27 protein-coding genes are annotated in these 26002 nt (G+C 46.6%); 17 read left to right on the plus strand and 10 right to left on the minus strand.

All coding sequences use genetic code 11. The features are described 5' to 3' along the window. The first annotated feature begins 217 nt into the window (after positions 1-217). Positions 218-508 carry a P-loop domain-containing protein gene (locus tag ACEVJL_RS04400; RefSeq protein WP_374736986.1) on the plus strand — a complete coding sequence of 97 codons (291 nt, stop codon included), beginning with the start codon at positions 218-220 and terminating at the stop codon, positions 506-508. A gap of 54 nt (positions 509-562) precedes the next feature. On the opposite strand, the gene ACEVJL_RS04405 is transcribed toward ACEVJL_RS04400, so the two are convergent. From ACEVJL_RS04405 to ACEVJL_RS04415, 3 genes are all read right to left on the minus strand, one after another. Beyond that, positions 563-2116 (minus strand): recombinase family protein, encoded by a 1554-nt coding sequence (locus tag ACEVJL_RS04405; RefSeq protein WP_374737091.1) that lies wholly within the window; start codon positions 2114-2116, stop codon positions 563-565. 1185 nt (positions 2117-3301) lie between these two features. Further along, entirely contained in the window at positions 3302-3811 is a 510-nt protein-coding gene (locus ACEVJL_RS04410; protein WP_374736987.1) for a hypothetical protein, read from the minus strand. A gap of 112 nt (positions 3812-3923) precedes the next feature. Further along, positions 3924-4475 (minus strand): RNA polymerase sigma factor, encoded by a 552-nt coding sequence (locus ACEVJL_RS04415; protein ID WP_374736988.1) that lies wholly within the window; start codon positions 4473-4475, stop codon positions 3924-3926. A gap of 526 nt (positions 4476-5001) precedes the next feature. Between ACEVJL_RS04415 and ACEVJL_RS04420 the strand changes: the two genes are divergently transcribed. From ACEVJL_RS04420 to ACEVJL_RS04490, 15 genes are all read left to right on the plus strand, one after another. Next, positions 5002-6405, plus strand: a complete 1404-nt coding sequence (locus ACEVJL_RS04420) for a Mov34/MPN/PAD-1 family protein (RefSeq protein WP_374736989.1) — start codon at positions 5002-5004, stop codon at positions 6403-6405. Beyond that, positions 6402-7184, plus strand: a complete 783-nt coding sequence (locus tag ACEVJL_RS04425; RefSeq protein ID WP_374736990.1) for a ThiF family adenylyltransferase — start codon at positions 6402-6404, stop codon at positions 7182-7184. The genes ACEVJL_RS04420 and ACEVJL_RS04425 overlap by 4 nt, the downstream gene beginning before the upstream one ends. Next, positions 7181-8278: a hypothetical protein gene (locus ACEVJL_RS04430; protein ID WP_374736992.1), complete on the plus strand. Its 1098-nt coding sequence runs from the start codon at positions 7181-7183 to the stop codon at positions 8276-8278. The genes ACEVJL_RS04425 and ACEVJL_RS04430 overlap by 4 nt, the downstream gene beginning before the upstream one ends. A gap of 17 nt (positions 8279-8295) precedes the next feature. Further along, the gene (locus tag ACEVJL_RS04435) at positions 8296-9012 is read left to right on the plus strand and encodes a hypothetical protein (RefSeq protein ID WP_374736993.1); all 717 of its coding nucleotides are present in this window, start codon (positions 8296-8298) and stop codon (positions 9010-9012) included. Between the two features lie 45 nt (positions 9013-9057). Beyond that, positions 9058-9204 (plus strand): hypothetical protein, encoded by a 147-nt coding sequence (locus ACEVJL_RS04440; protein WP_374736994.1) that lies wholly within the window; start codon positions 9058-9060, stop codon positions 9202-9204. 63 nt (positions 9205-9267) lie between these two features. Continuing rightward, the gene (locus tag ACEVJL_RS04445) at positions 9268-10695 is read left to right on the plus strand and encodes a DUF6094 domain-containing protein (protein WP_374736996.1); all 1428 of its coding nucleotides are present in this window, start codon (positions 9268-9270) and stop codon (positions 10693-10695) included. A gap of 12 nt (positions 10696-10707) precedes the next feature. Continuing rightward, positions 10708-11286, plus strand: a complete 579-nt coding sequence (locus ACEVJL_RS04450) for a hypothetical protein (protein WP_374736997.1) — start codon at positions 10708-10710, stop codon at positions 11284-11286. After that, on the plus strand, positions 11283-11582 hold the full coding sequence (locus tag ACEVJL_RS04455; protein ID WP_374736998.1) for a hypothetical protein: 300 nt from the start codon (positions 11283-11285) through the stop codon (positions 11580-11582). The genes ACEVJL_RS04450 and ACEVJL_RS04455 overlap by 4 nt, the downstream gene beginning before the upstream one ends. Before the next feature lie 12 nt (positions 11583-11594). After that, positions 11595-12212 (plus strand): hypothetical protein, encoded by a 618-nt coding sequence (locus ACEVJL_RS04460; RefSeq protein WP_374736999.1) that lies wholly within the window; start codon positions 11595-11597, stop codon positions 12210-12212. Beyond that, positions 12212-12886: a hypothetical protein gene (locus tag ACEVJL_RS04465; protein ID WP_374737000.1), complete on the plus strand. Its 675-nt coding sequence runs from the start codon at positions 12212-12214 to the stop codon at positions 12884-12886. Before ACEVJL_RS04460 ends, ACEVJL_RS04465 begins: the two co-directional genes overlap by 1 nt. A 55-nt stretch (positions 12887-12941) precedes the next feature. After that, positions 12942-13886, plus strand: a complete 945-nt coding sequence (locus ACEVJL_RS04470; protein ID WP_374737001.1) for a Rad52/Rad22 family DNA repair protein — start codon at positions 12942-12944, stop codon at positions 13884-13886. A gap of 238 nt (positions 13887-14124) precedes the next feature. Continuing rightward, positions 14125-15111 carry an IS5 family transposase gene (locus tag ACEVJL_RS04475; RefSeq protein WP_374737003.1) on the plus strand — a complete coding sequence of 329 codons (987 nt, stop codon included), beginning with the start codon at positions 14125-14127 and terminating at the stop codon, positions 15109-15111. Between the two features lie 264 nt (positions 15112-15375). Continuing rightward, positions 15376-15948, plus strand: a complete 573-nt coding sequence (locus ACEVJL_RS04480) for an RNA polymerase sigma factor (protein ID WP_374737004.1) — start codon at positions 15376-15378, stop codon at positions 15946-15948. Then, positions 15941-16774: a DUF4367 domain-containing protein gene (locus ACEVJL_RS04485; protein WP_374737005.1), complete on the plus strand. Its 834-nt coding sequence runs from the start codon at positions 15941-15943 to the stop codon at positions 16772-16774. The genes ACEVJL_RS04480 and ACEVJL_RS04485 overlap by 8 nt, the downstream gene beginning before the upstream one ends. A gap of 76 nt (positions 16775-16850) precedes the next feature. Continuing rightward, positions 16851-17318: a hypothetical protein gene (locus ACEVJL_RS04490; protein ID WP_374737006.1), complete on the plus strand. Its 468-nt coding sequence runs from the start codon at positions 16851-16853 to the stop codon at positions 17316-17318. Positions 17319-17572: 254 nt separating this feature from the next. Here ACEVJL_RS04490 and ACEVJL_RS04495 read toward each other — a convergent pair whose 3' ends face one another. Together ACEVJL_RS04495 and ACEVJL_RS04500 are read right to left on the minus strand one after the other, a co-directional pair. After that, positions 17573-18010 (minus strand): hypothetical protein, encoded by a 438-nt coding sequence (locus tag ACEVJL_RS04495; protein ID WP_374737007.1) that lies wholly within the window; start codon positions 18008-18010, stop codon positions 17573-17575. A 233-nt stretch (positions 18011-18243) separates the two neighbouring features. Further along, positions 18244-19284 carry an acyltransferase gene (locus tag ACEVJL_RS04500; RefSeq protein ID WP_374737008.1) on the minus strand — a complete coding sequence of 347 codons (1041 nt, stop codon included), beginning with the start codon at positions 19282-19284 and terminating at the stop codon, positions 18244-18246. A 232-nt stretch (positions 19285-19516) separates the two neighbouring features. On the opposite strand from ACEVJL_RS04500, the gene ACEVJL_RS04505 reads away from it, so the two are divergent. Further along, positions 19517-20674, plus strand: a complete 1158-nt coding sequence (locus ACEVJL_RS04505) for an RICIN domain-containing protein (RefSeq protein ID WP_374737009.1) — start codon at positions 19517-19519, stop codon at positions 20672-20674. A 265-nt stretch (positions 20675-20939) separates the two neighbouring features. Here the strand turns inward: ACEVJL_RS04505 and ACEVJL_RS04510 are convergent, their stop codons facing one another. The 5 genes from ACEVJL_RS04510 to ACEVJL_RS04530 all read right to left on the minus strand — a co-directional run bounded on the left by ACEVJL_RS04510 (position 20940) and on the right by ACEVJL_RS04530 (position 25969). Next, positions 20940-21065, minus strand: coding sequence for a hypothetical protein (locus ACEVJL_RS04510; RefSeq protein ID WP_374737010.1), 126 nt, complete (start codon positions 21063-21065; stop codon positions 20940-20942). Between the two features lie 452 nt (positions 21066-21517). Continuing rightward, on the minus strand, positions 21518-21901 hold the full coding sequence (locus tag ACEVJL_RS04515; RefSeq protein ID WP_374737011.1) for a hypothetical protein: 384 nt from the start codon (positions 21899-21901) through the stop codon (positions 21518-21520). A gap of 597 nt (positions 21902-22498) precedes the next feature. Continuing rightward, entirely contained in the window at positions 22499-23182 is a 684-nt protein-coding gene (locus ACEVJL_RS04520) for a hypothetical protein (protein WP_374737012.1), read from the minus strand. 18 nt (positions 23183-23200) lie between these two features. Continuing rightward, on the minus strand, positions 23201-24223 hold the full coding sequence (locus tag ACEVJL_RS04525) for an acyltransferase (RefSeq protein WP_374737013.1): 1023 nt from the start codon (positions 24221-24223) through the stop codon (positions 23201-23203). A gap of 402 nt (positions 24224-24625) precedes the next feature. Then, positions 24626-25969, minus strand: a complete 1344-nt coding sequence (locus ACEVJL_RS04530) for a hypothetical protein (RefSeq protein WP_374737014.1) — start codon at positions 25967-25969, stop codon at positions 24626-24628. Between the last annotated feature and the right edge of the window lie 33 nt (positions 25970-26002).

The following is a 26002-nucleotide window of genomic DNA, read 5'->3' on the forward strand; positions in this document are numbered from 1 at the left end:
AAGCTTGGCAAAGAACTTTGTGCGAAACTTCGTTTCGCCTCTGCGCCCGTAGGTTAATCGGGTAGGAAAATCCCCGTTCTCCTCGCCTGATACACCAACCAAAAATATAAATCCCGGCCGGACGTTTGTCCGGCCGGGATTTTTCTTGCCTCTTTTTCACCGATGCCGCCAAACCAGCATAGTCTGAGGCAGATTTGGAAAGGACGGCGATGATTCTATGGCGGATGAAAAACACATCCAGTATTTTCTGGGGGCCAACTCCCCCTCCGGCTTCTACTCCCTCTATGACCACCTGCTTCCCCCCGAGCGGGCCAATCGGTTCTACATCCTGAAAGGCGGCCCTGGCTGCGGCAAGTCCACCCTCATGCGCCAGGTGGCCCGCCGGGCCGAGGAGGCGGGCGAGACGGTGGAGTACACTCTCTGCTCCGGCGATCCCGACTCCCTGGACGCCATTCTCCTGCCCCGGCTGGGGGTAGCGATCGTCGACGGCACCGCTCCCCATGAGTGAGTAACAAAAGTACACAACGTGGATTTACAATACCCTAAAACCGGTTTCGTAATCCTAAAACTTCCAGGTAATTCGAACCTCTTGCTTGCCGCTTTCCGGATCCCGTTCCCCAACTTCAATCTTTTCAATGAGTGCAACCACCAGTTCTCGGGGAATTGTGTCTAATCTTAAGAGTTCCTCGGCCCGCTCCAAGATGGAAATCTGATCTATCGGCTTTACTCGCTCTTCCAGTTCTTCCCTAATCTGAGCTAATCGCCGTTCTAACTGACTTTTTTCACTTAAAAAAGCTTGATTTAACTCCACAAACTGTTCTTCACTCAGAATACCAGAAATTTTATCCAGATACATACTTTTAATCGCTTGATTCCGCTTCTCCACTTGGGATATCAGCGACTTTTCTTCCTGTTTCAGCATCTCATTTCGGGTATTGTCAGGCTTAGGAATATCGGTTTCTTCTAAGCTATAGTAATTTCGGACATAATACCGGATACGTTCCGATACTACTTCTATCAGCTTATCCAGGCGAATCGAGTGTCGGGTACATAGTTTCTGCTTCCCGCTGTCGGCGTATAGCTTACATCGCAGATAGGACACTCTGGGTCTTCCTTTTTGACAGTTAGTAGTCTTACTCATAGTGCTACCGCAGTCCATACATTTCACTAGGCCAGATAGCAGGTGCGAAGTACCGGTACCGTCAGTTTTAGAATGCAGCCGCAGAACACGCTGAACCGCTTGGAATTGTTCTTGGCTTATGATTGCCTCATGTGTCCCTTCCACGCGAAACCACTGTTCCTGGGGAACGTCAATAAATGCTTTGGACTTATAACTGACTTTTTTCCTCCGCCCCTGGACCATTACCCCTGTATACATCTCATTATGAAGGATGCGCCAGACCGTTGTCTTATTCCATAGTCCATGATTGTTTGAAACTGGGTGGCCGCTTGCCCAACCGTGTTCTAGCTTATATCGGGTAGGGTTTGGAATCCCAAGATCATTCAATCTCTTGGCAATTTCCTGCTTTCCATGGCCCTCTATAGACCATTGAAAAATCTGTCGAACAATTTGTGCTGCCTCAGGTTCAATAATTAGATGATTATGGTCCATCGGATCCTTTTGATATCCATAGATTGGAAATCCCCCAATGTATTTTCCCTGACTGCGCTTCATGTCAAAGACCATGCGAATATTCTCAGATAAGTCCTCTAAGTACCATTCGTTGACCAATCCATTGATCTGTCTAGCCTTTTTATTGCCTTTCACTTCTGTATCGGCGTTATCTACCACTGCAATGAAACGAATACCCCATACTGGAAATAGACCATGGATATACTTTTCCACCAACTCCATGTCTCTTGTAAATCTGGATTGGCTCTTGCAAAGTAAAATTTGGAACTTCTTTTCTTTCGCTGCCTCAAGCATCTTATTGAAATCCGGTCTCAGGCTATCAGCTCCAGAGAAGTCCTCATCACAGTAGATATGATAGATGTCCCAACCTCGTTCTACTGCATAATTGACCAACATGGATTTTTGGTTTTGAATGCTCTCAGATTCCGTTCTGTACTTATCCTCATCCTCCTTGCTCAGCCGCGTATAGATTGCGCAAAGAATAGGTTACACCTCCCCAATAGGCGTAACTGCTCTTCTTAAGAGTAGCATAAGAGCAGTCACCCGGCAAGAGAATATTTAAAACGCCTATGCCGTTTTAGCATAGGCGTTATTTATATAGTTCTTTTGTGAGCCAGGTAATAATTGCTTGATAGAGTACAGTTCTAATCTTAGACTCTTCTGTTTGCCTCTGTTCCGATAAAACAAAAGCAGTTTTCTTCATATAAATCACCATGCCAATCGTTTCATTGTCAGCATACATAGAGACAAAAGATTGCAGACAGCTGATTGCCTTTCATAAAAAAATTAGAAGTATGAGATAATTTACGCATGTTAGAATGAGTCGTAGACCGGTTCCGGAGCTTAAAGCATTATATTACAACCTTTTCATGTACAAATAAGTGGTTCCACAAACCTGCACACTAACCTACTTAGTTCTGCTGGCCATCTTTCCTATTCTTCTATTTTTGCTCTGGAATCTTCAATTATTGATAGCGTTGGTTTCGTGTACTCTTTTATCTGCGCTGGACCGGTATGTACCTTCATACAAATCGCCTCCCTCACAGTTTATGCACTGATGAATATAGGCATGATAAAACATGGAGCAACAAAAACAGTATACGTACCATTACATAACCTAAACGATGCGTTTTAGTGTCTGGCGTGCATATAATAACCAAAACAACTAGGGACCGCTAAATAACAGCGATCCCTAGTTGCTTATGTTATTATTATATCAGGAATAGATATTACATACAATCCCACAATTATTGCTAACCTTCTTTTATACCGTGTGCAAAAACATTGAGGTAATCTTTGGAGTTCTCACCCGGCCAAAACTCTTGATTACTCTAGCATCTTAGTTTTTTTGTGAATAGGCCATCTCTTCCAGCATAAACAATCACACCAGAGGTCGTTATAACCCATTGATATCTCTCCCCTGGCCACGGTTCCTCATCTGTAATCTGAGAAATATGGAAGCCTAAACTTCGCAGAAACGATGCAATTTCCTGCACAGTGCCACAATATGGTGCCAACCACTCCAACGTCTCTGCACAATCCAAATGGTCAGCACGGTATTGAAGTTCACATTTTTTAAGGAATGCAGAAAGTTTCGACTCATCTATCATAGTTGTATCCTTTCACGAACATCTTTTGCAAAGACATATCTTCTTCATATCTCGTTTTCTATTTCACTTCGTCTCCTTTTTTTACTTGATCAAGATACATATAGATTGATACTAGTCCATCTAATCCGTCATCTCTACGCTTGATCAATGTACGTGATGAAAGGTGCATCTCTTGTTGCAATTCAGCCCAGGTTTTTCCTTCAAAATAGTATTTCTGAATTACTTCTGCCTGATTTTTTTCCAACTGCCCAACGTAAAACTCCAATTGTGACAGTTGAAGTTCCACTATGCTCAGTTCTCGGACGATCTCTGCAAATGCCTCTTGATTGAGCCGATCTTTTACGTCCCGGAATTGACTTGCAATTCTCAATGTTTTATCGGAAATGAATCCCGTGGTTTGAATACTATCGCTCACATGTCGCGACAGAGACATACATTCGATCACTTCACTGTCTGATACTCGAGCAGGGTGCTCCTGTTCAAAACGGAGAAGCGCACGTTTCTTCTTCAGTAGCCGATAATTTTTGAGTTCCTCAATGACCCTTTTCTTTATTTTCGATTTTTCCATAGTGTTCCTCATCTTTCTAAAAATCAATATGCCAAATCCACACTCTATTTTGCTTTGCTTTTACTTGATGCTCATGCACCTACGTGTTTGAATCTAGGTGCCCTCTACATTACTATTGCAGATTTTTTCTATCTTTTATAACCAGCTTTTTCAATTTCTTTAGTACTTTATTTTTCCGTTTATTTACTGCAGGCTGCGATATACCTAACACCTCTGCAATTTCCTGCTCAGACTTTTGCTCACTGGCTAAATAATAGGAATGAACAATGTACCGACTGACAGGGTCGAGCTGAGAGATTGCCGCATAGAGCGCATCTACTTCCATTATCTGTATTACGTCCTCTTCAACATCAACGTTGGTATCTGCAATAATATCCTCACCATTTCCCTGTACCGCAATATCATTACTATATAGTGACACAATGGTTATCCCCGTTTTTCTCGCCTGTTTGGCGTGGTAGTTTACTCTTTCCTGCTCTCTACGCCAGCCTATATAAACTTCCTTCGACGCCTCAATGACAATATCACCCATACGAATAAAAAATCTATCTCTACCATCTGGAGAGGTAATAAACTGATAGAATTGCGAGTGGCTCATTTTGATCCATTCCACACGATCTCCTTGCACAGCTGGATCTTTTTTTCTGAAATACTGTCTTTTCACAAGGCAAGCCTCCATCATCTGAAATTCTGATCCACAAAAATTTCAAACAGCGGAGGTGGACGGGGACGACAGTCATAAGTATTTTGTCTATGCAGCACGGAAACCGCACAGGACAGGAAAATACTTTTAATATATCTATCCCAATTCTTCTCAGGACCGAGCAGTTTCCTGTTAATTGAGCCGAGTCACTCCATTCAAAAAAGCAGAGTTCCATGCAAGTTAGCCTGAAACTCTGCTTTTTGTAGTGTATAGGTGACTCGGAGCCTTTTTAAACGAAACCACAAGATTTTAAAACTTTATGTTCTATAGATTAAAGTGCAACTGTTTAAGATGACAAAAATGTGATATCCTAGAACTGTATTTAGGACAGATTTTGTAGGTCAGATTTTCACCCGGAGGGGCCAGTGCGCCCTCTGGAGACTTGCCCAAACCTAAATACCGAATCTACCACGCACAAAAACCGCAGTTACCCCGGCCCGGGGTGGCTGCGGCTTTTTTTGTGCAAAAAAGAAAGGAGCCAACGACAATGAATGAAACCCTATTTACCTTTCCCGCAGAATCCGGCAGCAGCACAGGAGGCGACAAGCTCTTTGATCTGAGCGGACTCACCCAAGCAGACGGAGATGCCAGCGAAAATCCCTTTGCCGCCATGCTCGCAGAAGGCGAGGCGGCAGGCCCGAAAGAGGACGCCAACCCCGGCCCGGCCCTGGAGCTCATGAGCGGCAGCAGCCAGACCCAGCAGACCGAAACCGAGACCGAAAACAATACCGTGCATGACAAGGATGCGCAGCAGGTCAAAACACCTCCCACCTCCCAGGAGGACGCGGAGGAGATGGCAGACACCACCCAGGAAGACCCCGAGGAGAATCCCCTAATGGCCGCCATCAACCGCCAGGAAAAAAAGAATGCGCAGAAGGCGGCAGAGCCCATTTTTGCCCAGCTGCCCGTTTTCTCCTACAACGGCACCCAAGAGCCCATCGAGGATCTGGAGCAGACCTTTGAGGAGTTGCGCCTTGCGAAAGCGGATGATTTCCCGGAATTTGACGAGGCTCAGAGCCTGAGCTGGTCCGTCTCTTACGGGAAAATCACGAAGTCCGTAACCCAGCCCAGAAAAACCAAAATTGGCCAGTTCAAGCGTGAGATTGAAGCTTCCAAGGACTTCGTAAATGCTTTGAAGAAAGCCGCAGACAAGCACCCGAAGTGCGTGGTCAAACCCGTTATCCATATGCAGAAGAAAGGGGAGGCCAGCAGCTATAAGGGTGCTTTTTTATCTCTGTCGGATGCCAGAGCCTCTCAGAAAACGATTTCCTTCATCCCTGGGCGGGATGGGAAGGTCTACGAGCGGCGCACCACCAATGCGGGCGAGTTTATTACGCCTGCTGCCTCTACCGGCGCTATCACGGTGTTGGATGAGATTCGCCCTGGTTTCCAATCGTCCCTGCCCAAAATTCCCTATACGCTGATGGAGCAGGCGCTCAGCCTGTTTCGGACCATGATGCACAGGGGAAAAGACCGGCGGCCAGCAGAAGCCCTGGTCCATATCTATTGGGATAAGCTCCAGCAGCAATACTTCATCCATGTTCCCAAGCAGCTAGTCAGCCGTGCGTCTGTTGACGCATTGTTGGATAACGAGGCATTGCAGGACAGCGACCGCTATATCCACTATGCCGACCTGCACTCCCACAATCAGATGCCGGCGGTGTTCTCCAAAACGGACGACCATGACGAACGGCCCACCAGGGTCTATATGGTAGTCGGGCGGCTGGATCGCTATTTCCCGGAGATCACGGTGCGCATCAGCAACGGCGGACACTTTTGGGAGATCCCTCCTCAGGAAGTTCTGGAGCCGTTCCCGGTGGGGAACTTCCCTCCGGAGTGGCTGAATCAGATCCATACGGACCCGAAAGAAATGTTTGAGGTGGCCGCATGAACTTTTCCAGGCAACGGCCAGTTAAGGTCATCATGCTGGGGGCCGGTGGAACCGGCGCCCACATTGCGCCCCACCTCTACCGGTTGCTGTATGCACTGGACCGTCCGGTGAAATTTATCATCTGTGATGGGGACAAAGTAGAGCCCAAGAATCTGATACGACAGAATTTCACCCAAGCAGATCTGGGCGAAAACAAGGCAAAAGTGATTGCCGAGCGTTACTCTGATGCCTTTGGGCTGGAGACATGCTACATTCCCACCTTTATCGAAGATGCCAAGCGGTTGGAGGAGCTGATCAGGCGGGAGGTCTATCGCTGCTCTGTGAAGCATCCTAAAACAGGTCGGTCAGAATGGAAGGTCATGTCGGAACTGGTGATCCTGATCGGCGCTGTGGATAACAACCGGTCTCGAAAGCTTTGCCATGATGTATTCCAGAAAGCCCGTGAGCTGGTCTATATCGACTCAGGAAATGGGGAGTATACAGGCCAGATCGTCTGCGGAATCCGCAGGGCGGGTAAAACCATGTACCAGCCGGTAGGAATGCTCTATCCGGAAGTCAATTCGCCGGAAGATCTCTTCCCCGCGGAGGTCTCCTGTGCTGAAGCGTCGGTATCCGCTCCGCAGACCATTGTAGCCAATCTCATGGCGGCCACCGCCGTTGTTACCATGATCTACAACATTCTGGTCATGGGGCGCAGTACGGTACAGCAGACCACATTCTCCACAAAATCGGTCAACATCCGCTCAATCCAAAAACAAGCAAGGAGGAATGCCGCATGAGCATCTTTCGCGCACGTGTGGATGCCGCACAGTTCTGTAAGGCGCTGAACCATGTGCTGCGCTTTGCCGCCAAGCGGCCGGTGCTCCCCATACTGGGGGAAGCTAAGGTCAGCTTTGAGGAGGGGCGCTGTACGCTGACCTGCACCAACTTGAAGCAGTGGTGCATGGCCATGGTCCCGGCTGTTGGGGACTCCTTCTCATTTGTGTTCTCAGGAACACAGAGCATCATGTCTGCCTGCAAGTATTTTGCGGGCGAGCTGGAGTTTACGTACACCTGCATTCCGACTGACACCGAGCCCGAGCCTGCGGGGACGCTTGTCCTGAGTGCGGGCGGGAGAAGTATGGAACGCAGCACCCAGAGGATTTCGGACTTTCCTGAATTTACGGAAAAGCCGATGGACCGGCATTATCCCGTCGATGCTGAAAAGCTCTTGGAGCGATTCAAGCGGATCGGGTATGCCGTGAGCCCGGATGATAAACGTCCCGCCCGGTGCTGTATCGAATTTGTCGGTGACAAGATCCTGGCCGTGGATGGCTACCGCATGGCAATGAGTTCCGACCCGTCCATCTGTGTGGAAAAGCCATTTTTCATCCCACCTGAGGTAATGGCGGAGCTTCAGATGTTCAAAGGCCAGGATTGCACCATTTCGGTTGGCGAGGAGTGGGCAACTTTTGGAAAAGGGTCACTTCGGCTCATTACCAGGATTCCCGGCGATGACGGCCTGGATCTTGAAAAGGCTATCCCAACACACTTCGATATGGAGTGTTCTGCTTCGGTGGATGAACTCTGGAATGAGGTCAAGTATCTCTATGGCTTTGTTTCCAAGCGCACCCAGAGTCCGCTCCGCTTTGATGGAGCCTCCCTTGTTCTCAAGACCGATGAGGGCACCTACTCCTCCAGTATTGGCCTCCCTCCTGTGCCGGTTCGCGGCTTTAATCCCCGGTACCTACTGGAAGGGCTCAGCCAATTCAAAGGAAAGAAAGTACACACCATCACCCTGAAAATGAACAGCCCACATGCGCCGCTCGTGCTGACCGACGGGGAAAGTGACCTTGCCATGGTCCTGCCGGTCCGCTTGAAGGACGCAGCATAATGAAAGGAACATGTATTATGAAAAATCTGTATATCCCCAAGGGGAAGACCGTACATTATGAGACCCTTGCCTGCCAGAATATTGTCAATGACGGCGTTCTGCAGGTGGACGGCACCCTCCACGCCCGGAACATCACCGGCAAAGGCGTCATTGACGCCGGCACCATTTCCGCCCGCAATGTGGCGGCGATGGATGTGGAGTGCGCTGCGCTGATCGGCGAGACCCTGACCGCTGAGCGTGTGTGCGCCGCCGAAGTTAAGCTCTCTATCTCCGCAACCGTCTCCTGCTATCTGGAATCGGAATATGTGGAGGTTCCCAAGCTGACGGTGGCAAAGCACAGCATCAATACGCTCAAGGCGGAAGATGTGGTGACTTTGCCGGAGAAAAAGCGCGGGATCGCCAGAACACTTCTCGCGGGCTTTTTTCGCCGCCTGTGGCTGTCTTTGAGACACCGGATTCCGATGGACGCGGAATACGTCCAGATCAAGGAACCGGAGACCAAAGATGCACAAGCTCCCCAGGCGCCCCAGGAGAAAGCTGGAGCGCAGGCTCAGGCAGATACCAATACGGCAGATGCTGATTTGGAAGACGACTTCGAGTTCAAGCGGCTTAAAGCCATGTACCGGCTTTTGAGGGAGTCCGGCTATACCCTGCGCATCACGCAACGGGAGACCCCTGCCGCAGTACCCCAGGCCGAGCATGAACCAGAAACCTTCCTGCCGAAAGCTGCGTGACCTATGAAGGAAATTGTGATACGGCAGTGCCGGGAAGTGACCGCCATGGGTGTCACACGAGTGCGGGAACTCTACGCACAGGGTCATATTGACCAAAACGGCGTCTTCCGGTTGGAACGCTGTGTCGGCCGGTATGGATGCGAGCAGACTGCAAAGGGCATCCAGAACGCCCAGACCAATCGTGCCGCTTAGGCACAATACGAGGGGACTATGTTGTGAGCATAGTCCCCTCTCTTAAAAATGGAGGTGAACCATATGGAACTGCCCAAAGAAGATGGTGTGCAGGCTCAACCTGGTTCCAAGAGATTCTACGCATTGGAACAGCTGGGAGACCACTCCTACACCATCTCTCTGGTGGCCGAATCATTCAAGGTCTACCGCACTCAGATCGCTCAGCTTCTGAATGAGCAGAAGAAGGAGGCGGCGTTTGAGATCTACCGCCTGCTGGAGCAGCAACGGAATTATCTGGTGGGAGAGATCCGGGCGACAAGGCCATACCTGCTGGAGCTGGAGCACCCGATGGCTGATGCGGCCCAAAATCTGTCAGAACAGCTGTCGCAGATCTCATTGATGAATGCCGACGCTTCCAAGCTGGCACAAGTGCTCAAGAATTTTGCCGAGGCGCTCCCAACCTATAAAACGACGGACGCGTCGATCATCGGCCGTCTCATGAACAACGTTCGCTTGGGACACTATCCAACGGATCTTGACCATGTAGGCTATATCGCCCGCAGCATCAATTTTCCTGCAGGAACAACTGTGAATCTTCTGGACCCATGCTGCGGGACGGGAGACGCCCTGCTTCGCCTTGCCCTGGGGACAGACAGCCGGTGCTACGGCATCGAACTGGACGACCAGCGAGCGGAAAGGGCCCAACAACAGCTGTATCGTGTCGGATTTGGAAGCTTTTTCGGCGCCAACATCAGCCTGGGCGCTTTTCACGCTGTCTTTCTCAATCCGCCCTATCTGTCTGTCCTGTCTGAAAATGGCGGACGGAGCCGGGACGAAAAGCGATTTTTGATCGATGCTATTCCGCTGCTGATGATGGGAGGCCTTCTGGCCTATATTGTCCCCTATTATCGGCTGACGGAAGATCTGTGCCGCATTATCTGCGACAACTTTGAACAGATTCGCATTCACCGCTTTTTGGACGGTGAATTCAAACAGTTTAAGCAGGTAGTCGTCACAGGCGTCCGCCGCCAGCGAGTAGACGCGGAACAAGAAGCGGAAGCATTGTATTCCTCCGCCGAGCATCCAGAGGCCCTGCCCACCGCAGACCAGTTGCCCGCAGCTTGCTATGAGCTGCCGGCTGTCTCCAAGCGGGTCGAACTTTTCCGTGGCTCTGTGTTCAACGAGGCGGAACTGGCTCGGCAGCTTGCTGCATCCACCAGCTTTGACCGCCTGTTCGCAAAAAGCCGGCTGGACAGTGAGGTAAAACGCCCACCGCTGCCCTTATCAATCGGGCAGGTTGGCTTAATCGGCGGTTCCGGCTTGATCAACGGCCTGATGGAGTGTGATTATCCGCACATCATCAAGGGACGGATCATCAAGGAAAAGCATACTGCAACCGATGAGACCAGGGGACCGAATGGACGATTGATCTCCACAGAGATACGGGAGACTATTTCCAATCGAATGGTTTTCAACCTCCTGACCCCCAACGGTTTCCGGTCACTGACATAAGGAGGTATCACCATGAATGACAACAAATACTTTGCACTGGTCGTGCCGCTGAGCCCGACCGCACAAAAAATGGCCCAGGACAGACGGACAGCACTTTCGGTTCGACAGGCAGTCTGGAGTCAGGCAGCGGAGCATCTCAAGCCGCTTCTGGGCAAGAACTGTGACAGCTTCTACCCTGCTGCAGCCCCCTATGGCGGTCCGTTCATACTGCCCTTTGGCGTGGCCTTGGGATGTGCCGAATCTGAGCACTTCCTGATGTGCTATATGCACGCCCGCAAGCTCCAGGAAAAGGAGATCGAGACCCGAAACCAGGCGATCCGCTCCATGGGAACGCGGATTGGGCAGTTTCACCCAGACGATGAAACGACACTGACCATAACGGCGTTCCGTTCTTCCGATCCCAAGCTGCAGGAACACATTGAGGTGGCCAGGCGGTTTTTTTCCAATGACATTACCGCTGCGGCCGGGCTTTACTACCTGGGCTACGACACCAACTATATCAGCGAACAGCAGGAGCAGCGGCTCCTCTCCGGCTTGGGCGCATACGCCCTTTGCGTGGCTGAACTTCAGTTGAAGGGGGTCCCAGCATGAACATGCGGCTGGATCTTGATGTCCTGCATCATGAACTCAGGCAACTCAAAGAGCAGGAGCCCCAATATGAGCAGGAGCTGAACCCTTACTTGATGAATACCATTCTCCCCAGGCTGGAGCGTGAGGAAAGTGTTGCATTGGGCGAAATCGACTTTGAACAGTTCGATGAAGAGGACCTTCTTATCCTGATCGACTATTTCGATTGGTGGGAGCGGCTTCAGTATCCCATTTGCTCTCTCAACAGACGCCTCAGAGAGATTCCTCCATCCAGTATCAAAACACGAGCGTTCCTATAAGGAGAAGATACTATGAACATCAATGAAGACATTCTGAGGGCCAGCGTGTCGATCCTCAGCATTGCCAAACTGCTCTACGACCATGGGAAGCTGGACCTCCTGTTCGATTATATCGGTTCGGACACAGATCTGAGCTGGGACAGCCAGTGCCTTGTGGAACAGTGTGCCTGTGAATGTGTTTTTCAGGATACCCGAATCTACCACCACGAAGGTAAAAAGGTGTCCCACACGGAGTATGAAGAGGACCGAGATACGTTTGTGCTGCGCGATCCTCTGCTGAACCGGTTCGACCAGCTGTGTCGGGAGTATGAAGCCAAGTACGGGATCTCGCGGATCGAAAACAACTTTGTCCGGCAGATGGAAAACGCCGTCCATGTCGCCATGCAGTTTCCAAACTATTGCTACGACTATCTCTGGATCGACGGGACGAAAGACCGGAAAGGCCCAAAACTTGTGCTTTTTCTTTTTGAGGAGTTCGACTCTTATGAGAGAATCCCCGAGGCTCTTTGCGCGATCCTCGATGCCTGCGCATATGAAATCAGCCAATTAGAGGAAAAGCTGGCTCAGCCGGCGGATAAGGTGATTCCGCTGCCGCTCACTCCCTCTGATGAACAAAAGGAGGCCGCATAATGATGGACGATAGTGAGTTTATCATCCGAATCTCGCCCAAACAGGGCAAAATCACCGTGGAGGAGAATGAGAACGGCATTTTCTCCCGGAAAAACATTACGGTGGAGGCGCTGCTCCAGTCCTTCAAACAGAGTGTCATGGTCTCAGAGCCGGGATATGCCAGCGGTTTTTTGCCGCTGAACACCCTGTCGGTCTATCAGAGTGCGGAAGAAAAGCGCATTGTTCTCTGGCATCCGAAGCTGTACGCCGATGTATCTGTTTACGACACGCCCTACCCCCGTTTTCCCATTCCGCGTCTGGTATTTGGCTTTGCCATAAGCAATGAGGGGAAGATCTCCCAGTGCCGGATTGGCGTAGCCGCAGACGAAACACCCACCCCGGAGACCATCATGTATTACTATCCGTTCTCCAATGTAACCCGCAGCAATGGATCGCTGTGTGTGGGGGCCAACGCGTTGCCCATCTATAAAAAGCAGCATAAGGCCTATAATCTTCCCGCCTTTCTGCTCAGCATCCTCAACAATATGCACTCATACAGCGAGTCCAACAACAAGCTGGGCCTGGGCTATCGGGAACTCATGGAACACCTGAAGGATAAGGACCCGGCCTATTACTACTCGGACATCTTGATTCCCAACGGGAAGACGCTGCGCGACTTTATTAACGCCGCGTGAGGAAAGATGCACACTTCGTACATCCATCAACTACTGACAAAAAGGAGCGTTTTTTATGTGGCAAAAATCAGCACGTGAACTGCAAGAGGCACTTTCTGCCCCCTTCCAAAATGCAGACATCGAATGGCGGGTCTCCGCGACCAATCACGAGAAAACCAATGGCTTGGCGGTCCCCTATGTGACCAACCGAGCCATTCAGACACGGCTGGACGACACCGTCGGCATCGATGGCTGGCACAACGATTTTGTCCCCTGGAAGGGGGAAAAGGCACAGCTTTGCGGCATCTCCATCTATCTTCCCGAGCTGAAAGACTGGCTCACCAAATGGGACGGATCAGATGACACGGATATTGAATGCGTAAAAGGCGGCCTATCCGACTCCATGAAGCGAGCTGCAGTGGAGTGGGGCATTGGCCGGTACCTGTACGGAATGACCCCGCCGCTCTGGGTCGGTATTGAGCAGCGCGGCAAGGGCTACGTCATCCGGGATACTGAGCGTTCCAAGCTGGATGCCGCTCACGAAAAGTGGGTACAGACCTTCCAACAACGCAAGATGTACCGTGCAGGAACACCGCTGAGTCCTCAGACTGCTCAGGGACAGGGCCAGCCGCCCCAGTGGCAGGCTCAGGCGCCCCAGGGCCAGAACCCGCAGGGTCAGGCTCCCGGTGGCGGAGCTCCCGGCCAGGCTCCTGTCCAGCCGGCTCCTGAAGCGCCGAAGCCCCAAGGCGTCGGCAATCAGCTGCCGAATCACCAGGTTCAGACCGGGATTCCTGCCGGTTGCTATCTGGTGACAGGTGCGGTCCTCAAGCCTACCATGAGCGGCAACAGCCGTACCAGCGTTCAGGTGCGAGACAGTGTCGGGCAGCTTTTCCAGGCCTATACCCGCGGCGCCGATGCCCGCCTGGCGCCGGGACTCATGCTCACAAACGTCCAGCTCTCGACCCAGCATAACAACGGTGTGACCTTCTATAACTCCTTTTGCGTTAATCCCTGTTCCTGACGCAGTTCCGCCAGGATATCTCCCAGTTGCGCCACGTAAAATCCTCCTAAAGTTCAGAATGATATTATTATATATTTTCTATATTTTCTCAAACCGAATCTTAAGAAAAAGAATTGTTTCGTTTTTATTTTGTGTTATAATTTTAGTTTATCTAAGGAACCTCTGATTTAATCCGCACTACCATAAAGGCTCCGGATGTGGGATAATAAGACTATCAAATCAATGGTGGTGTATGACGATGAAAAGACAGGAAACATTTACGGATATCGAATACAGCTTCCGCAAGAAGAAAACGAAGCGGGAGGAGTTTCTGGAAATCATGGACGAGATCATTCCCTGGGACGAGTGGGTTGGTGTTATCGAACCCTACTACCCTAAGGGAAAACGTGGCCGTCCGCCCATGGGCATTGAGAAAATGCTGCGGATGTATCTGCTGCAGATCTGGTTCAACCTGTCCGATCCGGCTACCGAGGACGCCATCTACGACAGCTACGCCATGCGAAAATTTGCAGGCATTAACTTCATGACGGAAGCGGTTCCGGATGAAACAACGCTGTGCAAATTCCGTCATCTTTTGGAGGCAAACGGCCTGAACAAACTGTTTTTCGATGCAATCAACCGCGTCATGGTACAAACCGGACACATGATGAAGGGCGGCACCATTGTAGACGCCACCATCATCAATGCTCCCAGCTCTACCAAGAATGCGGAGAAAGCCCGGGATCCGGAAATGCACCAGACAAAAAAGGGCAATGAATGGAAATTTGGAATGAAATGCCACATCGGCGTAGACGCAGGCAGCGGTCTGGTTCACACAATGACCGTCACAGCGGCAAACGAGCATGACATTGCCCAGACAGCGAACTTACTCCGGGAAGATGACGGGGTAGTCTATGGGGATTCTGGATATCTTGGAGTGCAGAAGCGCCCCGAAATCGCAAGCAACGAGCATTTTTCAAAAATTGATTTCCGTATTAACCGCCGCCCCAGCAGTCTTCCCCGGGTCAGTGACAACGCGATTGACTGGGAGCGTTATATTGAAAACCGCAAATCCGCAGTGCGCTGCAAAGTAGAGCACGCATTCCGGATCATCAAGTGTCAGTTCGGCTACAAGAAAACTGTGTATCGTGGTCTGAAGAAAAACGAGAACCGACTGTACGCTATGTTCGCTTGTGCCAATTTGTATGCACTTGCCATGGCCGGGCGAAAACTCTCCGCAACCTGATACAGGGGCAGTCTGCCCTTTTTCAGGAAAAGGAGCAGAAAAGCAGAGAAATAATGGCTATTTTTCGCTTAAATTACCTTAGCCAAGTGCAAATAGCGGCTAATACATTGAGTAGGAACAGGACAAAGGCTATTATTCAGAGGTTCCCTAAATAATTGGCCAATTTTTTTGATGTTGCAAACATGATTGCTTTACACCTTGTCGTTGCAGGATTCGACAATATCAGTCTTATAAACGTAAAGGTATGCTATGGGAGTTGATATCATGCATATAAAAGAAGAGATAGAAGGCAATGCTTCTCAACGCAGCACAGAGGAGGAATTTGCCCTATGGTTATACCAGGAATACCACCGCTTAATGTTTTTCACCGCACAAAAATATATAGCCGATCAGCTAGTACAGGAAGAAATTGTTCAGGAATGTTTGAGAAAACTAATTGAAAAAACAAATCTACTCCGACAATTCAAACGACCTGTGCTTGCTAGATATATTGTGTCGACAGTACGTAATACTGCTATCAACTACTTAAAAATACAGCAGGGTGAAAATGACCGCATAGTAGATCTGACCGAACTTACAACACAAGAGTCACTGGGAGAACCATCAATTGATGACAAATTGATTCTGCAAGAGGAAATAGAGTTGTTTAAGAAGATTTGGCCAACCTTGGACAAAGAGACCAGAATACTCCTTGAAGGGAAATACATTTTAGGATATGATAATAATAGATTAAGTCAGCTCTTAGGGTGTCAAACTTCCAGTGTACGGATGAAACTAACTCGAGCCAGGCGAAAGGCACTAGCTTTGATTCGAAAGGAGGAAAACAAGCATGACTGACCATGAACGCTTGATGGAACAATATGAAGATGCTTTGTTTGCGCTCCTGATGGAAGGTGTGGCAGAGGCGGAGGGTGAAAAAGCCCTTCGTCTCAATGAAGAACTGAAAAAGGATCCCAACGCTGAGGTGCCGGAAGCGGTACGTAAGCGCTGTGAAAAGACGATTCGGGCTGCCTTTGCAAAAAAAAGACATAGAACTGCGCGCCGGACGGTCTCCCGTTGGCTGACAAAAGCTGCGGTAGTCGCCGCCTTGAGTGGACAGTTATTTACCGCAGCGTTTGCCCTGTCAGAGGATGTGCGGGTAGCAACGCTGAATGTGCTCATTGAGGTTATGGATGACCACACTCAGATTACAGTTGAAGACACTTACTCTGGGCCCACGGACACTTCTGCCGAAACAAATTCTGGCCTGGAATATCACTATAATATTGCCTTGGAGTGGATTCCGGAAGGATTTGAACTGGATAGTGGAAATTTTGATGAAGATAGTTCTAGTGGCTATGTCTCCTATCTCAGCCCACAGGATGGAATGATTGTAGTCAGTGTTACTCCGTATAGTGCTGGGCTTGTAGTTAGCTTTGATACAGAGGACTGTACAAAACGAGATATCGAGGTACAAGGTCATCCGGCTTCTCTGTATATCGCAAATGAAGATAAGGTGGAGAAGGTATATCATCAATATGGGGCAACTAATATTTGGAGCGATTTAATAATATATTGGATTGATCAAGATTCTGGGGTGATGTTAGATATCAGCGCAACTAATCTGACCGAAGATGAAATGATCCGGCTGGCGGATGGCGTCCATTGGATCGGCGGCATATAAATTTTGGTTGCAAATAGTTTCTAATGGAGTCTCCTTGTACGAGCAAAAGCTCGAATAACAAAGGAGGAACTTGATTATGAAACAACGTGTAACAGAAAATATTGTTAGGGCAATTGTCTTGACTGTGTGCAGCGCGTCTCTGTTTTGTAGTACACCGGTATTGGCTGCAGAGAATGAGACACTTAATTCGGCTGAAGCCGCATACTATAAAACTAGTCAACATAGTGGAGACCTGCGGTATATTGCTTTGACTAAACTTTCGGCTATTTTAAAAATCAACAGTATCGGCGATGCCTCATGTACCGCATACGCTAATACGCGTTCAACTTACAGCTGTGATGCGACCTTGGAATTGCAGCAGAAATCGGGAGGCAGTTGGAAAACTCTGAAAGAATGGACTTCTAGTGGACAACTGAATCAATTTAACGAGAGTTTCCGTGTCACAAGTGGCTACGACTACCGGCTGAAGATATCAGCAGACGTATATAATGGCGGAAAATTTGTTGAAAGCCAGACAATATACTCCACCGTAGTCTACTATTAAATCATAAAAGCGGCGGTACTGGTGTCAGTACCGCCGCTCTATTTTCCATCATGTTTATGGACGTAACTAATCCTAGATGTAGACGTATATTTTTTAACGCCATAAACGATAAAGTAGGATAAGGAGGTTGTTGATACTACTGTCTGTTAGATCCAGCTTAGGTACGTTACTCAGAAACCACCCCCAATTGTGGTATGGCTCTAGATTACCCCGTAACTGCTAGATACTCCATTGACGAATTATCTGGAATAGAATTATTCAAAAAACTGTACTACAGCTAAATACCCCATAACGCCACCTTGGCTGCCTGTCCCCATATTGTTTTGGACTTTACAGTAGTAGGATGTTGCAGTCTTATTGCTACACGGAATTTCAATAGCATCCCCAGTATTACCAGCGACAGAGAAACTAGCAATCTCAGACGTTTCTCCTTCCAGGAAAATAAGCACTTTTGCCTGAGTGTCTTTGTCATTTCGATACCAAATACGCAACTTGCCGCCTTCGCCAGGCTCAGTTGTAAAAACACTTGACGTAGCTGTCTGACTTCCAGAAGAAAGCAAATCGCTGAATAGAGTATCACGCGGCATAATAACACTTTTCCCGTAGGAAGCGATACTTGCGGCACTTGCAGGTCCTACTAGGCCGAGAATACAAGTACAAGCGATAAGTAGGCTTATGATCTTTCTTTTCATAACAGATAACCTCACTTGTAAACTTTTTAATTTTTGGGGTATTGACATTTTTCAACAAGGGTTAACTTACTTGAATGAGATGATTCTTTTCACCAAAAATATTTACATATTAAAACTGCATGGGACTCATTCCCTTCTACCAGTGCTTACTGGTTATTTCACTCTATAAGACTGGAATCTTTCAAAAGTGCAACCTCAACTTTGATGTTTTCCCATATTTGATTATAGAGAAGCTAATACTGTAAAATTCGACGTATCACCGGAATATAAGAAACAGCTACGGCGAATATAAGAGAAATAACAGTTGTAAGGCCTACGCGATAGCCAATAAATTGTAGGATTGACATGGAACTTCCAACGATTCCGGTAACAGTATCTAATACCAGCACATGGATCCAATAAACCCCATACGCACGTTTTGACAGCCAGGAAAGGACAGTTTGTCCTACGGTTATATGCATCGCACGTTTGGAAAACAAAGCCTTTACAAAGAGGTAAACGGATGCAGCAATGAAATATTGAAAAATTGCAGTTCCACTTTCAAATGGAAGCTGGATTTCCTCACTAGATGATGTAGAGAGATTGCCATATAAGCAAACAGCATAGCTAAAAAAGCCCAACATGTATACACTATATCGTACCCCTTTTTTCGGATCCCAATTTCCAATAAGGTACCCAAGCAGGAAATAACCAACTCGTGCTTGAAGTTCTCCCAAATTGAATAAACTGAACAGCCCAATCTGTATTGGCAAATGAGGTGTGATAAGGGGAAGAATGGCTGTCGGAAACAGGATGATACAGATCAGAATCAATAGTTCCGCTTGAGTACATCCATCTATCAGGCACTTTAAAAAGGGGCAGAAAATATAGATGGCCAACAAAACGTAGATAAACCACATGTGGTAACTGATTCCCTTATTTAATAATGCTTCAATAAAACTTTTGAAGCTGATTTCATCATCAAACATTCTGATACGGGCCAAAACATATATGAGATTCCATGCAATAAGCGGAATCAGTAATTTGGGAATGTTATGTTTATAAAATTTACCAACTTCCTTTGTACTGTCACGGCTAAGTAATAGATACCCACTGATCATAAAGAAAAGTGGAACCCCTGACCGGTTAATTGGGTCTAGAAACATACATAAATACCAGGATGGGACCTGGTAAAATGCTGCATTCACTAAAACTGGCGCATTGCTGTGCAATACAATAACCAAAAAAATAGCTAGACAACGCAGAAAATCCAAGTACAAAATGCGCTTTCTCATATAAAATCCTCCTTTTTTTAGAAGACATCTATACAAGAAAAGCGCAACAATTTTTTCCATTACATTTTATTCATTAATCTGGACTTACTTGAATATCTTGTTGACTTAGTTATTAACTACATCGAACAAACATTTACTTTTAACCGTCGTTTTCCTCTCTTTTATTTGTAAGCAAAAAACAGGATAGGTTTCTTCTAAAACCGGCTTACAATAATCATTAGGAGGACTAATTATGGCAACTTACAACATCATTTCCCACGAAGGCTCTGGACGCTGTCTAAACATTGCCAGCAGCAGTTCCATTGCCAATGGCACCAATGTCAATGTCTATGCCGCAACAGCGAGCAATGATCAAAAGTGGGTCATTGATTCTCTAACCTCTACAGGTGAACAGTTCATTAAGCACTTTTCCAATCAAGCGTATGCTTTGAATGCTTATCGCTCTGGAACCAACTGGAACTGTACTCTGTACAAGGCTGCCGGCAACGCAGACGGCACGTTGATTCTTTCCAAAGTATCCGCCAACGTGTACACGATTCGTCTTTCTCAGCATAGTAATCGGTATTTGACTGCTGAGGGGAATTCCAATAGTGCCAATGTTTCCTGGCAGGCGTACACTGGGGCAACGAATCAAAAGTGGAAAATCACCGCGGTTTCGACGCCCACCTATAAGTCTGAATACTCTTCTAAAACCTATAATGGTTTGACTCTGCACATTATGAAGACTGCACCGTCTAATATTGTTTTGGTTAATATCAGACGTACTGCCATCAAAAACAGCAATGGGTACGGGATCAACGGTGGATTCTTTACAACTGCTGGATCTGATTATACCTTCTATAACATTGCCCAGAACAATGGAGTATCGGTAGGCCCGAATAGCAGTGGCGATGCAAATGGATCTGGTGGATCTTCGAAAGTCGGCAACGCCGCTCTGGCCTACCACAACGGAAAACTGAAGATGGTAGATAAGGTCATTCGTGCAACGGAAGCGCAGAGTCGTCTCGGTACTCCGACAGCTGTATGGATGCAGGGCGGCATCAATATGCACTTTGGCAACAGCAACTGGTCCACTTCTGATAACTGGTACTTTGACTATACTCCTACTTCTCTGAGCACTAAAAGAACGGCCATGGTCGCTAATACCAGAACAAACGAGCTGTATTTGGTCATTGCAGTTTCCAGCAGCAGCAAATCTATCGTTGACTTCCGAAATGCATTAAAATCCCACTTTGGCTTCTCGGATTCCAACAACGGTAGCAGCGACTATGTTGGTCTTATGCTGGACGGCGGTGAATCCTCCTCTATGCGGGCTATGGTAAACGGAGTTGCTAAGAGTTTTGGCGGCGTACGCCAGGTCAATGAAATGATCAGTTTGAAAGAGCCTTAATCTAATTGATAAGGGACTGTTGTTAGAGTCGGGAGAGATTAACCAAATGGGGGCGCGCCCGGCGCTAACACTGTTGCAAAATCAGCATTTTAGAGCACCTTGTCATCGAAAAATAGTGGCAGGCTGGCGTGCCGTTTTGCTTCTAGCAAAAACCGTTTGTCTAAAAAAACGACTTTTTATAGACCAACTTATTAAATTAGACTTTTTATATCCTAGAAAAAAATACCCACCCTTGATTTTTTAAAGATCAAGGGTGGGCATTTTATTAATGCTCCTTTGCCTTATGCTCTGCAAGAGTTTTTCCTGCCTTGCTTTTGGCCTTGCCAGTAGATGACTTGGTTGCAAGTGTTTTTGCGGCTTTTCCTACTTTGCCTCCATGGTGGACTGCCATTGAACGGTCTCCTTTCAATAATAATGAGGGAGAACGAAACCGCCAACATTCTCCCCAAAGGTTAATTACTGTTTGCTAGCCTGAACAGGGATACGGAACGCATTCAGTCCATACGCCTTGGCATAAATTCGTCTACCACTGCGAGTCGTGATATATGCCGTGTAAACGTAAGTAACTGATGAATCGTCCTGTCCAGTTCGATCTAACTTCACATCGTTATTCAAACGCCCGTCCTCCTTTCCAAAAGATTTTCAGCGACTTGATAAAAACGAGTTGTAGACAAATCACTGAAACCTCTTGAAAAAAGTAGAGACGACCATATACTATATTGTGTCTAGAGTAAAGTATATGGGCGGTTTAGCCGTCTGAACTTTTCTCAACATGGCCTTGGTTGAGTTGCCGCTCAGCTAAGGCCTTTTTATATGCCATCCGGCTTTGCCGGTAGACACCAATTAGGTGAGTATAGATGCGTTGGAAAGGTCAAACACAATGGCTCGCTCCTCTCGAAGCAATACGCCGTCAGCTCGGTAGCCGTTTTGTTTGAGATTCCATCCCATTACGCGCTCCAATGTGTTCAACAAATCACGCGCATTCCATCTTACAGATAGCACACCAGACGCTTTGGGACGATAAAACACGGTTGCATTTTTGTCATCCGAACTACACACTTGGACTGCAACCTGTTTTGTGTCTGAATTGATAAGAAATTTTGCGTATTCTGGTTCGCCCAACTTGAGTGTAACTGACTTGTTGAAGGTAATGCCATTCTGCGTAAACGACGCATATGGAACCCCTTCTGAAAAATCAAAAGCTCTGAATCCATCCAATGCAGACATTTCCGTGCCTCCTTTCGTTTCATATTCTATCATATTCCCGCTCATATTACAACAAGAATCTTTATTCTTTTTATCCCCGCCTAGTCTCGCTTACTTTCGCTCAGTCTTGCTTAGTCTCGCTTAGTCTCGCTTAGTCTTGCTTAGTCTCGCTTGCTTTTGCTTAGTAGTATTATGATTTTATTTGCTTCGATTTCCACTTTAATCTTGCATCAATTCTCAATGTTCTCTCATTATCTCTACCAAGCAGATAGTCTCGGTGGTAGTCTTGATGTTGAAGCCGCAGGTACGCATAGCCGTCTTGTCCTTCTAGTGGTTTGCTTTTAAAATTATTAGAAATAAATATATTTTTTAGTCTACCGCACACAGCACACATCTACGCCATCTGAATATTAGAAGTTAGCACCAACGTGGTATAGAATTACATCAGAGAAATTATATGTAAAAATAATTAAGGGTCTGTTCCAAAATACTGTTTTCTAGTCCAGGCAGAAAGTTAACGCATTTAAAAAGTGAGTGAATACCGACTTTTTTGACGGTTATCACTCACTTTTTTGTTGAGTTTTTAAGATTCCATTTTGGAACAGGACTTAGCAATACTCAAAATTCAAACCGTTTCGGCTCATATTTCAGTTCCATCTTTGTGACCAAGCCGTTTTCAATCCAAAAGATAAGGTCCGGTGAGAGGCTACCACGGTATTCTTCTGGCGTATATCGAAGTTGACCACTTAGACCAGCATCTTGATACTCCTGATACCATCCGTCCAAATCATATCCCATATCAGGATAAGCAACTAACAAATCTTCAAGCGTATTTCCCACATGAATCCCTCTGTATGTATAAATATCATTTCTTAGGGTCACAAGGGAATAAACGGTTTGAAACCCTTCACTTGTATGAGCACTTTCACAAGCAATAAAGGTTTTTACCTCAAAATTTTCCCAAGACTTTGTTTCATATTGGCCAGTAATAGAGACTCCAGGCTCCTCAAGTGCCGTGTCAGCCTCTCGTGTTATTTCTGGTTTCTCATTCAGAAGCGTAGCGGCGGGTCCCCATAACCCATAAGGGGTATCGCAGTTTTGGCTCCAAAATGTCAATTCCACATCAAGACCTGTATAGAGTGCAGCATCATAGAAATCTTTGGGCACAAAGTTTTCTTCTGTTGTTGCATTCTCAGTTGAATGTGGCCCCAACAAATCAGATGTATGATGTGATGATTTCTCAATACTGCAAGAAGAAAGACAAAGGGTCAACAAACACATTAGAGCAAGGTATCTTCGCATAACTACCATAACTCCTTTCTAAAAGAGAATCTTTTTAAAAACAGAAATCCGACTAAGTCCCCATACAATTCCAAATGAAATAAAGATCGTTAATCCTGGTACAAGAATAATATACTGAAGGACAGAGATGTTGTCTTCAAGAAGACTTGTCACACTCTCTAATACTAATACATGAATCCAATACACACCAAAGACTAAGTCAGAAAGGTTTGAAAACATACTGCAAAGTTTTCCTGAGTTTCCATGCTGCCGGAATATAGCTCGGACAAAAACAAAGATAGCCGCTGCAGTAAGATAGTGATTGAGTGAGTACCCTCCGTTAAACGGGAGTGGGATTGCTTCTTTTGAAGATGTAACGAGATTTCCTACTACACCCCCAATATATCCAACAATCCCCAACAGATAGATGAGAATTCTTGAATTTTTGCTCAAATCTGACTTTCCTAACCAGAATCCAAGCAAAAAATAACCCAAATATCCTTCCAGAAGCGGATCAAACAGATAAATATAAATTGGTTGAATTGTATTGATCAAAGGGCGAATGGTAGTTGGGAAAAGAACAATTATAATTAGGATAAGTAATTCTTTCGATGTACAAAGCACCACAATGCGGTACAGAAACGGGCACATCAAATAAATCCCGATTAAGGTATATATGAACCACAGATGGTAACTGCATCCTTGATTTAAAAATTGTTGAAGAAATACGAATGGATCCATTTCTTCATTCTTTAGGTATGAGTCAGCGATGTAGTAAATTATATTCCACGCTGTAAGTGGGATAATCAGTTTTGGTATATTTTTCTTATAGAAGAACCAAATGCTCTCTGTAGACGAATTGCTTAACATTAGGTAACCACTAATCATCAAAAAAAGCGGTACGCCGATCCGGTTAATCGAATTCTGGAAAATACAAAAATACCATGACGGCGTTTGAAAAAATGTTTGATTTCCAAGAATGGGTACCATAGCATGGAGGATGATTACCAACACGATTGCAAAGCATCTGAGGATATCCAAATATAATAAACGTTTTCTCATTCTGATTTCTCCTGCATCTATAGAAATCTGTTTTTATAGAAGACTCAGATAACTCAATCATGCAACAGGCTCTTTTAAAAGTTACTCTATGTGGTTTTTTCTTTCAATCTCTACTTAAAGCGATGCTCTTCTGTTGATAGATATGTCTTTAAATCTATTTCTAAGAAAGGTAATGCATCCTGCTGATAACTCAATTCGTAAAAGAGAAGCTCAAAGAACGCTTCTTCATATAGTTCTATTAGTAACTCATGATATAACATTGTATAGTCCCTTCTTCATAAAACTTTATTGTATATTAAGACAGTATTCTCTAACAACTGCAACATTGAAAAGTGAGTGTGGAGACCTAGCGTCTCCACACTCACTTTTATGCTTATATTACTAGATCGGTGATATTACGGATCAGGTACGATACGCACGATCATAGAAAATATCAATTACATCCCGAGCAGACCCACTTGTCAAGTCACAGCAATCAGTATTATACCGGAGCGAATACTGGGTCTTACTACTCTTGGAATAGAAGTCGTATGCAGTTCCACTAGAGGAATATACTTTGGATTCAGTCTGGATGACATTACGGAAATAGCCACCACACCGATAATCTGCTGTCATGGCAGAAGTAATATCCGGCACATACGACACAGCCGAAATGAAACAAGGGGTGCCGCTGATTCGGCTATCACTACGACTCATAGTGTAGGATTTTCCAGTAGATAGATTCTTTGCAACCACGGTCAGTTTCCCAGTAACATAGGATACGGTCAGTTGAATATCCGCATCAGCAACATACTCGCCCGCACTATTTTGCGTAGAACCACAGACAATCGCATCATCGTCAAACTTTCCGCCACCAGATATACAGATCCGCCAGTTACCATCTCCCCTTCCGGAATAGATTCCTGCATCAAGGCTGATAGAGCTATTCTGGACGCTGAAAAACACATAGGCATTAAAAGGCTGATTGCTATTCTGAGAAGGTTTCAGGCGGGATTGAGACAGGAGCACTTTTTTCGTTGCTTTATTATCTGTGCAAGCAAACCCAAACTGATAATAGTATCCACCACTATTAGGCTCCTTGGCCCATTCATTCGGTGTCCCCTTGGCAGTAAGCCAATTGCAACCGTAAAATCGTGCGTTGGAAGAGGTGATGGCGTATGTATACAGGTACCCATTCAGCCAGTTATTCACGTCCGTCAAAGAAGTAGTATATCCATAGCTGGCAGTAAACTGATATTTGTAATAACGGCCAGACTGTCCATGACGGTAGACCTCGGAAGTCCCATTGATCTTTACTACTGCGCCAGTACCCGCCTGACGTGCGCGGTCAATAGCCTGGAAAAGGCTAGCATAGACACCCACAGGACTTGCTGCAGACGCAGAACTATAGGTACTGAATGTAGTTGCTGCAGCTGCCATGGGGGCAATCGCATTCAGCATTACTGTAATATCATCAGGAGACGGACAATCCAACTGAATGGTTTTACCATCTTCGCTAGTAGTAAAGCACAGGTGCTGCACCTTTTCTTTCTCGCTGATTTTTAAGGTATAGGAGGTGTTTGCGCAAAGAGGACTCAAAAGGACACCAGTATTATCTTGAGAAATAATATCGCTGCTTTCATTGGTATCCCCATTATAGAGTTCAACATTTACAGGAGAATTTTCAGAAAAATCTCCGTTGTAGACGACAGCCAGTCGAATTTTTCCTTCTGTGCTGCTAACTGTTCGCAAAAAATACTTGTTCATATACCCGAATCTCCTTTTTATAAATTGAACTGC

Origin of the sequence: Flintibacter porci, assembly GCF_041925195.1 — a bacterium.
In the GTDB taxonomy this organism is placed as follows: Bacteria; Bacillota; Clostridia; order Oscillospirales; family Oscillospiraceae; genus Lawsonibacter; species Lawsonibacter porci.